Consider the following 12,641-nt stretch of genomic DNA (forward strand, 5'->3'; position numbering starts at 1 on the left):
CCGCGGACGCCTCGGGGCAGGTGCTAGTCCGCGGCGTGGCGGGGTCCGGCGGACGCGCCGCCGTCGTGCTGGTCGGACGCGGCGGAGCCGGCGGCGGCCAGGAGTTCGGGCGGGAGCAGCAGCGGAATGCCGTCTTCGATGCCGTACCGGAGGGTGCGGCCTTGCGCGTCGGGGCTGGTGGCGACGAGTTCCTCGCCCTCCTGCACCAGGGTGGAGCCGGTGACCGGGCAGCGCAGCACGGAGAGAAGTTCGGAACTGATCAATGGCACGTTAAGACCTGGCATGGCGAAGGCTCCCTGGGGGCGCCGCGTCGGGCGCCGGTGGCTTACGGAAAGTTCTTCCCCAGCCTACCGCTGATTCGGGGCTTAGGAGGGTTCGCGGAGGACGCGCAGGTGGCCGCGCCGGGTGCCCTCCGGGGTGGCCGGGGCCTCCAGGGCGGGATGGCTGGCCCGCTGCCCGGGGGCCTGGGCCGCGTCGTTACCCGGGCCGGTGGCGGCCGGGCGTCCGGCGGCCTCACGGACGGCGTGGGCCAGGGCCAGCAGGTCGTCGGGGCCGGGCCCGGCGGGCGTCGCGGGCATGGCCAGGCGCAGGACCTCCCAGCCGCGGGGCACCGTCAGGGACCCGGCGTGTTGTTCGCAGAGGTCGTAGCAGTGCGGTTCGGCGTAGGTGGCCAGCGGGCCGAGAACGGCGGTGGAGTCGGCGTAAACGTACGTCAAAGTCGCCACCGCCGAATTCCGGCAGGCGGACCTTGAACAGAGACGAATTGCACCCACGACACCACAGACTACTCCCCCGTACGGTTCCGGGGCCGCATTGAAACACCGCAGGAGGTGCCCGCGCCCGCGTACGGCCCGTCATATCGCGGAATCAGGGCGCCGGGTTTAGAGTCGAGGTATGCAGTCTTTGCCCCACGATTCCGGCTTTACGGTGCGGCTCACGGAGCCCGGCGCCGCCGAGGGCGGCCGTGTCCGGGGCTTCCGCGAACGCCGCAGGAACCGCCATGGCCGTGGCCTGCGCGGTGAGCTGCTGATGCCCACGCTGCCGGGGTACCGGACCCGGGCGGAGCGCTTCGACGACTTCGTCCTCGATTCAGCCCAGCGCCTCCACGACATCTGGGGCAAGCCGCTGGATGGGGTCCGGTTCGCTGTTGAGGACATCCCGCCGCAGCTGGAGCAGCTCGTGGCCGAGGGCTCGCCCGCGCCGATGGGTGCCTACGCGCCGGCGACGGCGGGCGAGGGCCCGGTGATCACGCTCTACCGCCGCGTGGTGGAGCAGGCGTGCGGGAGCCGGGAGGAACTCGCGGACCTGGTGCACGACGTCGTCGTCGAACGCACCGCCGAGATGCTGGGTGTTCCGCCCGAGACGCTCGACCCCGTCTACCGCCGTCGCTACTAGTAGCCGAGGGTAACGGCGACCTTTTCCTGGCCGGCCGCGCCCGGGGACACGGGCACGGTGGCCACGTCCGCCTTGCCGTCGCGTTCGAGCAGGACCGCGCCGTACGCCGCCTCCCCCGCCGCGGACACCAGGTAACCCACCACCGCTGAGCCTTCCACGTCGGCGGGGATCTGCACGGACGCGGTCGTGCCGCCGGCGATATCCGCCGTCGTGACGCTGCGGATCTTGCCGTCCGCGGTGACCGGTGTGTAGGAGATGGTGGCCCGCCCGTCCGGGGCGCCGAACATCAGGAAGCGGCTGCCGGCCGCCGGGACGGGCACCAGATGCTGGCTGCCGAGCCGGATGGCGGACGGCGCCCAGGCGACATCCGTGGGGTCCTCGGCCTTGAGCCCGCGGGTCACGCGGGCGGCCACCGTGAAGGAGACGTCCGAGCTGGCCGAGACGGTGTAATGACCGGCCGGGACCCCCACGAGCGGGACCGTGGTGACGGAACCGGCCTTGGCGGTGACGACGCCGCCGCCGGGCAGCGGCTTCTGCCCGTCCCGGCCGAACATCTTGACCTCCACGACGGCGTCCGCGGCGCCGGGGACGGCGATCTGGAGTGCGGGCCCGGCGTCCTCGAAGCCTGACCTGGCCGTGAGCGGGCCGAGGGCCGCAGGGTCCTGGATGTCCAGCCCGGTGACGGCCTGCCGGGTGGCGGGGCCGGTGCCGGGGGTGATGAAGTCGACGCCGCCGGGCGTCAGTCCCCGGAGCACGCTCTGCTGGATGACTGCGGCCACGGGGCCGCCGGTGCTGCGCACCCGCACGGCCAGGCTGTCCTGTCCCGGCGCGAGGCCTGCCAGGACGATCGAGCGGGTGGCGCCGGGGGCCACCAGCAGGCCGCGGCTGCCGGGGGCCTGGATGACGCCCTTGGCGCCGAAGAGGTCGAGGTTGACCGTCGCCGGGGTGCCGGAAGCGTTGGTCAGGTTCAGCACGGCGGTCCGGCCCAGGGAGGTGTCCGCACCTACCAGCCAGAGATCGTTGGCGGGATTCTGGCAGGCCGCGGCGGCGGTGCCGCGGAGGTCGCCGTCGTCCGCGGCGTAGCTCATGGCGGCGGCGGCAGAGGGCTGCTGGTCCCCGAACGCGTCCGCGCTGAGGACGCTCACGGCGTCGATCCCGCGCTGGGCGACGGCGGCGCGAGGGGCGGGCGGGGTGGTCGCGGGGCCGGAGCCGGGCTGGCGGGCGCGGCCGGGGCCTTGGCCAATTCCACCAGGGGGCCGCCGGTGAGGCCGGCGAGGCGGCTGCCGGGAAGCACGCCGGAGCCGTTGCCCAGGACCAGGGCGGAGACGGCGCTCTTGGCCGTGGCCGACTCGGGGCTGAACTGCGGGTCGGTGCCCACCGGGGTGGCCTGGAGCAGCCGGGCCGGTGCCGGGCACACGGCCACGAGGTTACCGGCCGGAACCGCGGCCTGGGGTGCCGTCAGCGGGCTGCTGCCGGAAGTCCGGGGTGCCAGTGCCGTGGCGGCCACCAGGCCGCCGCCCGCGGCCATCAGGACCACGCCTGCGAGGACTCCACCCAGCGGGCGGGCCAGTGTCTTCAGCCGCTGCCCTGTGGGTTGGGAACCAGTGGGTTGGGAATCAGTGGGTTGGGAATCAGTGGGCCGGGATTCCTTGGACTTGCGCTCTTTTCCCTGGCGTTCCCTGCCGCGGGCGCTGCGGTCCCGTCTGCCGTCCGCCCGCCCTTCGCCGGAGGTTTCGGGCCGGGCGGCGCGGTGCTGTTCGTCAGGCATGCTGGTGTTCCTTCCGCAGGGACGCTTCGTCCCGGGAGATGCCGGCATTACTACGGCGGCGGGCGGGCATGGGGATGGCCAGCAGCACGGTCAGGCCGATCACGACCGCCTGCCCGATGCCGGTCCAGAGCGCCCAGGGGTTCTCGTAGCGGATGCTGAGCTGGCCGCCGCGGGCCGGCAGCGTGAAGGCCTGTGCCCAGTCCGAGGTGGTGGCGGTGAGCCGTTTGCCGTCCAGGAAGGCGCTCCATCCGGCGTCGGCCCGTTCGCTGAGGACCACCAGCCGGCCCTCGGGGCCGTCCGGAACGGGCGCGTCGGCGCCGAGCGGTCCGGCGGGCAGCAGGCCGGTGGTGGCGCCGGCGCCGTCGACGATCCGCAGCCGGTGTGCCACCTCCGCGGCGTCGGCGGGGCCCTGCTGGCTCCGGTGCAGCGGGGTGATGCGCCACAGCCAGCCGACGTCGGTCTGCCCGACGGCGACGAGGCCGGGGACGGCGTCCATCCGGCTGGCCGTCAGCTGGGCGGAGCTGTCCGTGGCCGAAAGCACCACGAAGCCGACGCCGAATTCCTCCAGCTGCTGGCGCGGATCCACGCCCTGGCCGGCGACGATGGTGGCGACCACGGAGCGGAGCGTGCCGTTGACGGTGTCGTCCAGCCGGACGGATTCCTCGCCCGGCGCCCCGAACACGGGTCGGGCGGAGGCGATCGCGGACAGTGCGTCCAGGGTGGTGCCGGAGCCGCGCATCAGCGAGGCGGCGAATCCGCCGTTGTCCTGCGTGGAGATCACCAGGGTCCGGGTCTGTTCGGGACCCTCGCCGCGGTCGATTGCGGTGGCGGGCAGCGCCGTTGCCCGGCCCGGCTGGAGCAGCCGGGATACGCCGAGCGCCCCGTTACCGGCGGCGGCATCCGCGGCGTCGGTGCCGGCGGCAGGTCCCGCGGCCGGAGCATCGGTTCCTGCGGCTCCGGTGGGGGCCGCCCCGGCGGCCGGTGCCGTGGCAGACGGGGCCGTGGTCTGCAGTACGTTGTGCGCGGACCACGCAGCGAGCCCGGCCAGCGGCCCGGCGACCAGGAGCACGACGGCGGCCGCGGCGGCTCCCTTCACCAGGAAGACAGGGACGGCGGATGCGCGGGCCGGAAGCGGCCGGGAGGTGGTGGGCCGGTCTGGTGCGGTGTCGGCGGCCGGCTCGGTCCCCGCCTCTGCCTCGGCGGTGACGGGCCGGGTGCGGGCTGCGGCCGCGGCGTCCAGCAGGGCCTCGGCGCCGAGCAGCGCCGCGCCGAGCAGGAGGAAGGCGGCGGCGGACACGGCCGGTCCGGAGAACGGGGACACCAGGACCTCGGCGCTGGCGGCAACGGCGAGGTGGCCGGCGAGCCAGCTTCCGGCCAGCAGCAAGAGTGCCGCGGCCCACAGGCTGCGCGCGAGGCGGGGCCGACGGCCGGTGCCGCGGCGGCCCGGGAGGAACAGCGCGGTGAGCGCCAGCACCAGGACGGGGACCCCGGCGAGCAGGGCCAGCAGCAGCGCCCACGGCACGGGGCCGGGACCGAAGAGGGATAGACCGGAGAGGCCCGCGCCGGCGTCGAAGCGCAGCGGCTGGCCGAGCGCCTGCTGCCACAGCGGCGCGGCGTCGAAGCCGAGCGGCAGGCCGGGGTCGGCGAGCAGGGCGCGGGGTCGGTCCAGGGCGGAGAGGGCGAACGGAACGAAGAGCGCCAGGCTCGGAAGCAGCGACCACCAGAGCGTGCGTCCCCGGCGGCCCAGCAGGACCGCGCCGAGGACGATCAGGACCAGGGCGGGCAACAGGAGCGAGGGGGCGGCGGCGGTGACGGCCGCGAGGGCGAGCCCGGCGGCGGCCGCGGCGGTCCAGGACGGCGTCCCGTTGATGCCGGGTTTGATGGGGGGCTTCTCGGTGAAGCGGCGCTCCCCCGGCGCGGGCACCGCGAAGCGGCCGCGGCCGGGGACGGTGCCGGTGGCGCGCAGCAGCGCCAGGACCAGCAACGGCAGCATCACGTGGGCCACCAGGGCACCCAGTCGGCCCTGGTTCAGGGCGACTTGCAGCGCCGGGGCGCCGGCCCAGGCCAGCGCGGCGATGAACCGCAGCCGGCGCCGCCGGGTCAGGGCCCCCGCAGCGAACCAGGCCGTCAAGGCGGCCAGCGGCATGGCCAGCAACAGCAGCCACACGACCGAGGCGTTGGCGTTCCCGGCGCCGAGGACGCCCAGGAACCAGAGCACGAAGCCGAAGGGATCCCCGCGCCCGGGCAGCCCGGCGCCGAGTTCCACCCACCAGCCGGTGGCGTGGTCCCAGATCCTGCCCAGCCCGGTGGAGAGCGGGATCAGGGCGCCGCCGGTGACGGCGTCGGCCCGGAAGATGTTCAGCAGCCCCGCAACCGAGGCCGCGGCCGCGAGCAGCACCGCCAGCAGCGCGCCGGCTCCCACCCAGCCGCGGTCCGTAGCGGCAAGGGCGGCGAAGTCGTCGGCGGCGTCGCCGCTGGGCTGCTCCCCCAGCGGGTCATGGCCCGCAATACCCTCGGCCTCGTCGGAGCCGAGGGATTCGATCAGGGAGCGCCGGTGGGCCCAGACCTCGCGGCGGTGGGTTTGCAGGCCCTTGATCACGGAGCGGCGGATCCGGCGGGTGCGCGCGGCGTTGCGGCGGCCGCGGAGAACGGCGGCGGGCCGGGCGAGGGCGCCGAGGGTGGCAACCAGCTGGGCCAGGCCGTGGCCGGGGTCCTTGAGCGCGATGCTCAGGACAAGTTTGAAAAGGGTTCCCAGCAGGGCGCCAATGGCATGCAGGGGCACCTTCCAGGCCGAGGCGTGCTTGAGCCGCAGGTGGACCTGGGCCTTTCGGGCGGCGGCGGGGGTGCCCTGGCCGTGCGGGCGGTGCGCCACATGGAACATGCGCGCGGCCGGGACCACCACCACGCGGTGGCCGGCCAGGCGGTTGCGCCAGCAGAAGTCGACGTCGTCGCCGGTTCCGGGCAGGGCGGGGTCGAATCCGCCCAGTTCCTCCCAGACGTCCCGGCGGACCAGCATGCCGGCGGAGTTGACGGCGAAGGTGTCGCTGCGGCCGTCGTACTGGCCCTGGTCGAGCTCGTCCGCCTCGATCAGGGTGAGCCGCTCGGCCCAGCGGCTGATGGAGAGTCCGACGTCGATCAGGCGCCGCTCGGAGTGCCAGTCGAGCTGCTTGCAGCCCGCCACCGTCACCGAGGGCGCGCGTTCGACGGCGTGCAACAGTTCCGCGAGGGCCCCGGGGGCCGGGGCGGCATCGTCGTGGAGCAGCCAGATCCATTCGGCGTCGGCCGCCATGCCCTCCCCGGCGCGGGGCGAGGGCGGACAGGCCGGCCTGCACCGCTCCGCCCATACCGGTCCGGGAGTGTTCGACGGCGGTGACGTTGCCGGCACCGAGCGCCTGCGCCAACAGGGCCGCCGAATGGTCGCGGGATCCGGTGTCGACCCCGATCGCGGCGTCCGCGGGGCGCGTCTGCGCCGCCAGGGCCGCGAGGGTTCTGGGGAGAGTCGCCGCCGTCGTGGGCTACCACGACGGCGGTGACTCGTACTTCTTGAAGAATTAGACTGCCCGCTTCCTAAGCCTGCGGCGTTCCCGCTCGGAGAGGCCGCCCCAGATGCCGAAACGCTCGTCATTGGAGAGTGCGTACTCCAGGCACTGCGAGCGGACGTTGCACGCGCCGCAGACCTTCTTGGCGTCCCGGGTGGAGCCGCCCTTTTCGGGGAAGAATGCCTCGGGGTCCGTCTGGGCGCACAGCGCGTCCGTCTGCCAGCCCAGCTCGCCTTCGTCGTCGAAGTCCTGCTGCGCGGGGAGGCCGATCCAGATCGCCTGGGTGACGGTCCCGGCGTCGGGGGCCTGCACCTCCATGGGCGGGTCCAGCGGATCGTCGTCGAGATCCGGGTTCCCCGCATGGAGAGCCTCATGGGCTGCGAGGAAGGCAGTGGCCTGGTCCTCCAGCGCGTCCTTGGTCTGGCCGTTGTAGCGGTCCGCGGCCTCCGGATCGGCCGGGTCTACGTACCAGTCGCTCGGCACCCCGCGTGAACGGTATTTGGCCGTCGCCTGGCCGGCGACAACTTCCTCTTCATGGATACGCTCTGCAAGCCCCATTGGCGTTCCCTCTCTGATTGGCAGCCCCTGCTTGACCCACGGACACTCGGTTGAGCGCCGGCTGTTGTGCGGTGGCTTTCGTTACCTAATTACACGTGTGTAAGTATCGGGGAGTCAAGCGGCAGCAGGGATAATAATCAATTCCTTGGGAATTCCTGAGGCACGCCACGCCCGTGATTTTTTGCGCGGCCTGCGGCCCGTCCCCGCCAAATGGGAAGCATGCTGACCACTTTTGGGGGCTCAATGGCCATTTCTGCTCCCTTTCGGCCGATATTCCGGCACGATCGGTGGCATCCCCCTCCCCGCGGCGGCCACTCAAATGACGGCATCGATATACCCGGCACGGGGCGGCGTGACCGAGATCACTTGCTGCATGTCCGGGGTAGCTCCGGGCACCGCCACGCGGGTGCGGCGGCCACCGTGGCAAGATGAACGCCATGAACATCCCCGCCGCCGACCTGATGTCGGCCCTGCGTTCCGGCCAGTCCACCGCCCCGCGCCTGACCTGGTACGGACCGGACGCCGAGCGCGTCGAGCTCTCCGGACGGGTCCTGGATAACTGGGTGGCGAAAACCGGCAACCTGTTGCAGGACGAACTGGACGCCGAACCGGGGACGCGACTGCGGCTGGACCTGCCGGCGCACTGGAAATCCCTGGTGCTGGCCTTGGCCGCCTGGCAGCTGGGGATGGAGGTGGTGCTGGCGGACGGCGACGCCGAACTGCTCGCCACGGCGGATCCCGGCCCGGCCGCGACCACCGGCGGAGCCGACGCCGTGCTGGCCGTGGCGCTGCCGGCCCTGGCGATGCGCTGGCCGGGCGAACTCCCCAGCGGCGTCCTCGACTACTCGGCGGAGGTCCGCAGCCACGGCGACTTCTTCATGCCCTACGTTGACCCGGAGCCGGACCGAACCGCGCTGCGGGACGCCGCCGGCGTCGACCATCCGCACGGCCGGCTGATCGAGGACTTTGGGGCGCTGCGCGGGGTTGCGGACGACGGCGGTGCGGACGACGGCGCTAATGACGGCGCTGCGGCGCCGCGGTTGCTGGTGCGGGCCGGGGACGGCCTGGAGGCTGCGCTGTCACGGGCGCTGTGGGCCTGGTCCCGCGACGGCTCCGTGGTGCTGGTGCACCCGGACGTCGCCCTGACCGAGCGGCTGCTGGGCGACGAACGGATCAGTCACCGCTGACCCGTTACGGCCTGCCCTGCGAAGCAGGCCTGCGGGGCCTAGCGGCGGTCCGGCGTCGCGCCCGGGGTTCCGGTTTCCCTGCCGGCCGGCAACGTACCGGCGGCGTGCGGGTGGCGTTCGATGATCTCGTGGTCGCCGGAGAACTCCGGTTCGTCGTCGAGTTCCTTGTTGAACACCAGGAACCGGTAGGCGAAGAAGCGCACGACGGTTGCGACCAGGATGCCGACGACGCCGGCCAGGAACAGCATGTTCTTGTCGGTGATGCCCATGCCGTACTTGGCGAGGGCGGTCAGGCCGGTGGAGATGCCAATGCCGATGCCGTTGATCAGCACGAACATCACAAACTCGCGCAGCACGTTGGCCTGGCGGCGGTGCCGGAAGGTCCAGAAGCGGTTGGCGATCCAGGAGAAGATGGTGGCCACGGTGGCCCCGACGAAGCGGGCCTTGGCCTCGCTGTCGGACATGGGGCCGTGCATCAGGTAGTAGGTCAGGCCGTTGTCGATGACAAAGGCGACACCGCCGACGGCTCCGAACTTCGCTACTTCGCGCCAAAAGAGCGAGGCGAGCCCGCGGATCCGGTCTGCAAGTGTGGTGATCATGACCCTCCGAGGGCGTTGCTGTCTGTGGGGCCGGGTGGCCGACGGCCTATTTTAGCGCCGTTTCCCCGGAGATTGCCCCGCCGCGGGGACTCACCGGCCCAAATCACGGGTCCGGGGCCTCGTCCGGCGCCGGGTTCGGTAGGCTGGTCGATGTGACTTTTCCAGTAATCGGCGTGGTTGGCGGCGGCCAACTAGCCCGCATGATGGCCCCAGCCGCGACCGCTCTCGGCTTCGAACTCCGTGTCCTGGCCGAGGCTGAGGACGTCTCCGCGGTGGCCGCGGTGGCGAAAGCCCCGGTCGGTGACTACAAGGACCTGGACCACCTGCTGGAGTTCTCCCGCGGGCTCGACGTCCTCACCTTCGACCACGAGCACGTGCCCACCGAGCACCTGCGTGCCCTGATCGATGCCGGCGTCAACGTCCACCCGGGCCCCGACGCCCTGGTCAATGCCCAGGACAAGCTCGTGATGCGCGCCGCGATCGACCGGCTGGAGCTGCCGAACCCGCGCTGGGCCGCGGTGGACGACGTCGACGCCCTCGTCGCGTTCGGCGACGACGCCGGCTGGCCCGTGGTGCTGAAGACCCCGCGTGGCGGCTACGACGGCAAGGGCGTGCGCGTCATCGCTTCGGCCGTGGACGCCGCCGCGTCGGCCGACTGGTTCGAGTCGATGTCCCCGCTGCTGGCCGAGGCCAAGGTCGAGTTCAGCCGCGAACTCTCCGCCATGGTGGCCCGCACCCCGGACGGCGAATGCCGTGCCTGGCCCGTTGTGCACACCATCCAGGTCGACGGCGTCTGCGACGAGGTGATCGCCCCCGCCCTGGACATCCCGCTGGAGGTCGCCGCCGCGGCGGAAGACGCCGCCGTGCGGATCGCCAATGAACTCGGCGTCACCGGCGTCATGGCCGTGGAGATGTTCGAAACCCCCGGCGTCGGCTCCGGCTTCCTGATCAACGAACTGGCCATGCGCCCGCACAACACCGGCCACTGGACCCAGGACGGCTCCGTCACCAGCCAGTTCGAACAGCACCTGCGCGCCATCCTGAACCTGCCGCTGGGCGCCACCGACCTGCTGGGCCCGGTGGTGGTCATGAAGAACTTTCTCGGCGGCGCCAACCAGAACCTCTACTCGGCCTACCCCGCGGCGCTGGCCACCGAGCCGGCCGCCAAGGTCCACAGCTATGGCAAGGCCGTGCGGCCGGGCCGGAAGATCGGCCACGTCAACCTTGTCGGCGGCTCCACCGCCGACGTCGACTCCGTCCGGCAGCGCGCCGGCGCTGTCGCCGCCATCATCCGGGACGGCCGGCCCCAGGCCGCCGCGCCCGAGACCACCGGGGAGACCGAATGACCACCACTGACACCACCGCCGCCCCGCTCGTCGGGCTCGTCATGGGCTCCGACTCGGACTGGCCGGTCATGGAGGCCGCCGCCGAGGCGCTGGCCGAGTTCGGCATCCCCTTCGAGGCCGACGTCGTCTCCGCCCACCGGATGCCCACCGAGATGATCCGCTACGGGCAGACCGCCCACGAGCGCGGCATCCGGGTCATCATCGCCGGCGCCGGCGGCGCGGCCCACCTGCCCGGGATGCTCGCCTCGGTGACCCCTTTGCCGGTGATCGGGGTGCCCGTGCCGCTGAAGACCCTCGACGGCATGGATTCGCTCCTCTCGATCGTGCAGATGCCCGCCGGCGTGCCGGTGGCCACCGTCTCCATCGGCGGCGCCCGCAACGCCGGCCTGCTGGCCGTGCGCATGCTGGCCGCCGGGACGGACGCGTTCGCCGCCGAGCTGCGCGCCGAGCTGCTGCGCTTCGCCCAGGACCTCAACGACGCCGCCACCGCCAAGGGCGCCAGCCTGCGCGCCAAGGTGGCCGAGGTGTTCTCCGCCGAGAACACCGAACCGCGGGGCGGCCGGTAAGGATTCCCACCATGAGCGAAGGATCCGCCGGCGCGCCGGACACTGACCGGCCCGGGCGGACCCGTCTAACGGACCCTGTCCGGTATCCGCGGGGAGCCGCGCCCGCCACCCTGATTCGCCGCGGGATCCTGCTGATCCTGCTGACCCTCCTGGTTCCCGGCAGCGCACGGCTGGTGGCCGGCGACCGGCGGCTGGGACGCGCCGCCTTGCGCGTCACCCTCACCGTCTGGGCCTTGGTGCTGCTGGGGCTGATCCTGCTGGCCGTCGCACGGCCCACGCTGATCAACCTCGTCGCCAACCCGGTCACCTCGCTGATCCTCGTGGTCGTGCTCGCGGCCCTCGCCATCGGCTGGGCGGCCCTTTTCCTGAACACGCTCCGGCTGATCCGGCCGGTGCTGCTGCCCGCGGCCCGCACCCGCGCCGCCGTCGTCCTCGGCCTGGTCGTCGCGATGGTTCTTAGCGCCGGCGGGCTCGGCTACACCGCCTACCTGTTGAATGTCGGCCGCGAGGCGATCGGCACCATCTTCGCCGACGGCCCCGCGATGGAGCCCTCCGAGGGCCGCTACAACTTCCTCATGATGGGCGGCGACGCCGGTGCGGACCGGACCGGCCGCCGCCCGGACAGCCTCTCGGTGATCAGCGTGGATGCCAAGACCGGCGCCTCTGCGATCATCTCGATCCCCCGCAACCTGCAAAACGCCCGGTTCAGCGACGATTCGCCGATGCGGAAGATCTACCCGGACGGCTATAACTGCGGCGACGAGTGCCTGATCAACGCGATCAACACCGAGGTCACCAACGAGCACCAGGACCTCTACCCCGGCGTCGAGGATCCCGGGGCGCAGGCCACGCTTGAGGCCGTCTCCGGCACGCTGGGCATCAAGGTCCAGGCCTACGTCCTGGTGGACATGGACGGCTTCGCCAAGCTCATCGACGCGATGGGCGGGATCCGGATTAAGGCCGGCGGCTGGGTGCCGATCAGCGGCGAGACCATCGACGAGGCCAACGGCATCCACGGCATGCCGCTGGGCTGGATCCCCGCCGGGGACAACACCCTGGACGGCTACCACGCCCTCTGGTACGGCCGTTCCCGCGAATTCGTCGACGACTACGCCCGCATCGCCCGGCAGCAGTGCGTCCAGCAGGCCATGCTCAAGCAGCTCGACCCGGGCACCCTGCTGACAAAGTTCGAAGACATCGTCAAGGCGGGCACCAAGGTGGTGGACTCCAACGTCTCCGCCGGGCAGCTGGGCAGTTTCGTGGACCTCGCCATGAAGTCCAAGGGCCAGCCGGTCCGCCGCCTGACCATCGGGCCGCCGGACTTCGAGGCCTACTTCTCCACCGTCCCGGACTTCGACCGGATCCACCAGGCCGTGGACAAGCTCCTTGGCCCGGCCCCGCAGGCGGCCGCCGGCACCGATGAGCTGCTGCGCCCGGCCGCGCTCCCCGGCCCGCTCTCCGCCGCCGGAACCATGTCCGGGCTGTCGGCTGCGACCGCACCTCCGCACGGTGCCCGGAACGTCGCCGGCGCCATCGCCGTCGTCCTCGGATTTCACCCCGGTGACCACGACGCCGGACGGTGAACCCATCACCGAGGAGATGCTCAACGACTTCAAGCGCCAGGGCGACGAGCAGTCGATCCGCAACCTGGTCGCCACCAACGGCCAGTGCGCCCCGCTTTAG

At 72.4% G+C, this 12,641-nt stretch carries 10 protein-coding genes and 2 pseudogenes; 5 read left to right on the top strand and 7 right to left on the bottom strand.

All coding sequences use genetic code 11. The features are described 5' to 3' along the window. Positions 1-23: 23 nt before the first annotated feature. Positions 24-269 (bottom strand): hypothetical protein, encoded by a 246-nt coding sequence (locus ACRQ5B_RS01465; RefSeq protein WP_432396227.1) that lies wholly within the window; start codon positions 267-269, stop codon positions 24-26. A 96-nt stretch (positions 270-365) separates the two neighbouring features. After that, the gene (locus tag ACRQ5B_RS01470; protein ID WP_432396230.1) at positions 366-773 is read right to left on the bottom strand and encodes a DUF3499 domain-containing protein; all 408 of its coding nucleotides are present in this window, start codon (positions 771-773) and stop codon (positions 366-368) included. Positions 774-894: 121 nt separating this feature from the next. On the opposite strand from ACRQ5B_RS01470, the gene ACRQ5B_RS01475 reads away from it, so the two are divergent. Beyond that, a complete protein-coding gene (locus tag ACRQ5B_RS01475; protein ID WP_412882440.1) occupies positions 895-1,395 on the top strand; it encodes a metallopeptidase family protein in 501 nt (166 codons plus the stop codon). On the opposite strand, the gene ACRQ5B_RS01480 is transcribed toward ACRQ5B_RS01475, so the two are convergent. The 4 genes and pseudogenes from ACRQ5B_RS01480 to ACRQ5B_RS01495 form a co-directional block, all read right to left on the bottom strand. Next, the gene (locus ACRQ5B_RS01480) at positions 1,392-2,540 is read right to left on the bottom strand and encodes a DUF5719 family protein (RefSeq protein WP_432396233.1); all 1,149 of its coding nucleotides are present in this window, start codon (positions 2,538-2,540) and stop codon (positions 1,392-1,394) included. The genes ACRQ5B_RS01475 and ACRQ5B_RS01480 overlap by 4 nt on opposite strands. After that, positions 2,537-3,163, bottom strand: a complete 627-nt coding sequence (locus tag ACRQ5B_RS01485) for a hypothetical protein (protein ID WP_432396236.1) — start codon at positions 3,161-3,163, stop codon at positions 2,537-2,539. The genes ACRQ5B_RS01480 and ACRQ5B_RS01485 overlap by 4 nt, the downstream gene beginning before the upstream one ends. Further along, positions 3,156-6,685 (bottom strand): annotated as a pseudogene (locus tag ACRQ5B_RS01490) (glycosyltransferase family 2 protein). Before ACRQ5B_RS01490 ends, ACRQ5B_RS01485 begins: the two are co-directional and overlap by 8 nt. A gap of 29 nt (positions 6,686-6,714) precedes the next feature. Further along, positions 6,715-7,260, bottom strand: a complete 546-nt coding sequence (locus tag ACRQ5B_RS01495) for a WhiB family transcriptional regulator (protein ID WP_412882437.1) — start codon at positions 7,258-7,260, stop codon at positions 6,715-6,717. A gap of 437 nt (positions 7,261-7,697) precedes the next feature. On the opposite strand from ACRQ5B_RS01495, the gene ACRQ5B_RS01500 reads away from it, so the two are divergent. Beyond that, a complete protein-coding gene (locus tag ACRQ5B_RS01500; protein WP_432396239.1) occupies positions 7,698-8,447 on the top strand; it encodes a TIGR03089 family protein in 750 nt (249 codons plus the stop codon). Positions 8,448-8,485: 38 nt separating this feature from the next. Here the strand turns inward: ACRQ5B_RS01500 and ACRQ5B_RS01505 are convergent, their stop codons facing one another. Further along, the gene (locus ACRQ5B_RS01505; RefSeq protein WP_432396241.1) at positions 8,486-9,046 is read right to left on the bottom strand and encodes a GtrA family protein; all 561 of its coding nucleotides are present in this window, start codon (positions 9,044-9,046) and stop codon (positions 8,486-8,488) included. Between the two features lie 200 nt (positions 9,047-9,246). Here ACRQ5B_RS01505 and ACRQ5B_RS01510 point away from each other — a divergent pair, with 200 nt between their 5' ends. The 3 genes and pseudogenes from ACRQ5B_RS01510 to ACRQ5B_RS01520 all read left to right on the top strand — a co-directional run bounded on the left by ACRQ5B_RS01510 (position 9,247) and on the right by ACRQ5B_RS01520 (position 12,641). Continuing rightward, positions 9,247-10,392 carry a 5-(carboxyamino)imidazole ribonucleotide synthase gene (locus ACRQ5B_RS01510; RefSeq protein ID WP_432398661.1) on the top strand — a complete coding sequence of 382 codons (1,146 nt, stop codon included), beginning with the start codon at positions 9,247-9,249 and terminating at the stop codon, positions 10,390-10,392. Next, positions 10,389-10,958, top strand: a complete 570-nt coding sequence (gene purE / locus ACRQ5B_RS01515) for a 5-(carboxyamino)imidazole ribonucleotide mutase (protein ID WP_400159308.1) — start codon at positions 10,389-10,391, stop codon at positions 10,956-10,958. The genes ACRQ5B_RS01510 and purE overlap by 4 nt, the downstream gene beginning before the upstream one ends. A gap of 11 nt (positions 10,959-10,969) precedes the next feature. Further along, positions 10,970-12,641 (top strand): annotated as a pseudogene (locus tag ACRQ5B_RS01520) (LCP family protein).

Source organism: Pseudarthrobacter sp. L19 (assembly GCF_050859435.1).
Lineage (GTDB): Bacteria > Actinomycetota > Actinomycetes > Actinomycetales > Micrococcaceae > Arthrobacter.

Bases quoted from the DNA above. Each gene is read 5' to 3' on its own strand.
- ACRQ5B_RS01475 (WP_412882440.1), top strand. From the start codon at position 895: ATGCAGTCTTTGCCCCACGATTCCGGCTTTACGGTGCGGCTCACGGAG.
- ACRQ5B_RS01485 (WP_432396236.1), bottom strand. From the start codon at position 3,163: ATGCCTGACGAACAGCACCGCGCCGCCCGGCCCGAAACCTCCGGCGAA.
- ACRQ5B_RS01495 (WP_412882437.1), bottom strand. From the start codon at position 7,260: ATGGGGCTTGCAGAGCGTATCCATGAAGAGGAAGTTGTCGCCGGCCAG.
- ACRQ5B_RS01500 (WP_432396239.1), top strand. From the start codon at position 7,698: ATGAACATCCCCGCCGCCGACCTGATGTCGGCCCTGCGTTCCGGCCAG.
- ACRQ5B_RS01505 (WP_432396241.1), bottom strand. From the start codon at position 9,046: ATGATCACCACACTTGCAGACCGGATCCGCGGGCTCGCCTCGCTCTTT.
- ACRQ5B_RS01510 (WP_432398661.1), top strand. From the start codon at position 9,247: ATGATGGCCCCAGCCGCGACCGCTCTCGGCTTCGAACTCCGTGTCCTG.
- purE (WP_400159308.1), top strand. From the start codon at position 10,389: ATGACCACCACTGACACCACCGCCGCCCCGCTCGTCGGGCTCGTCATG.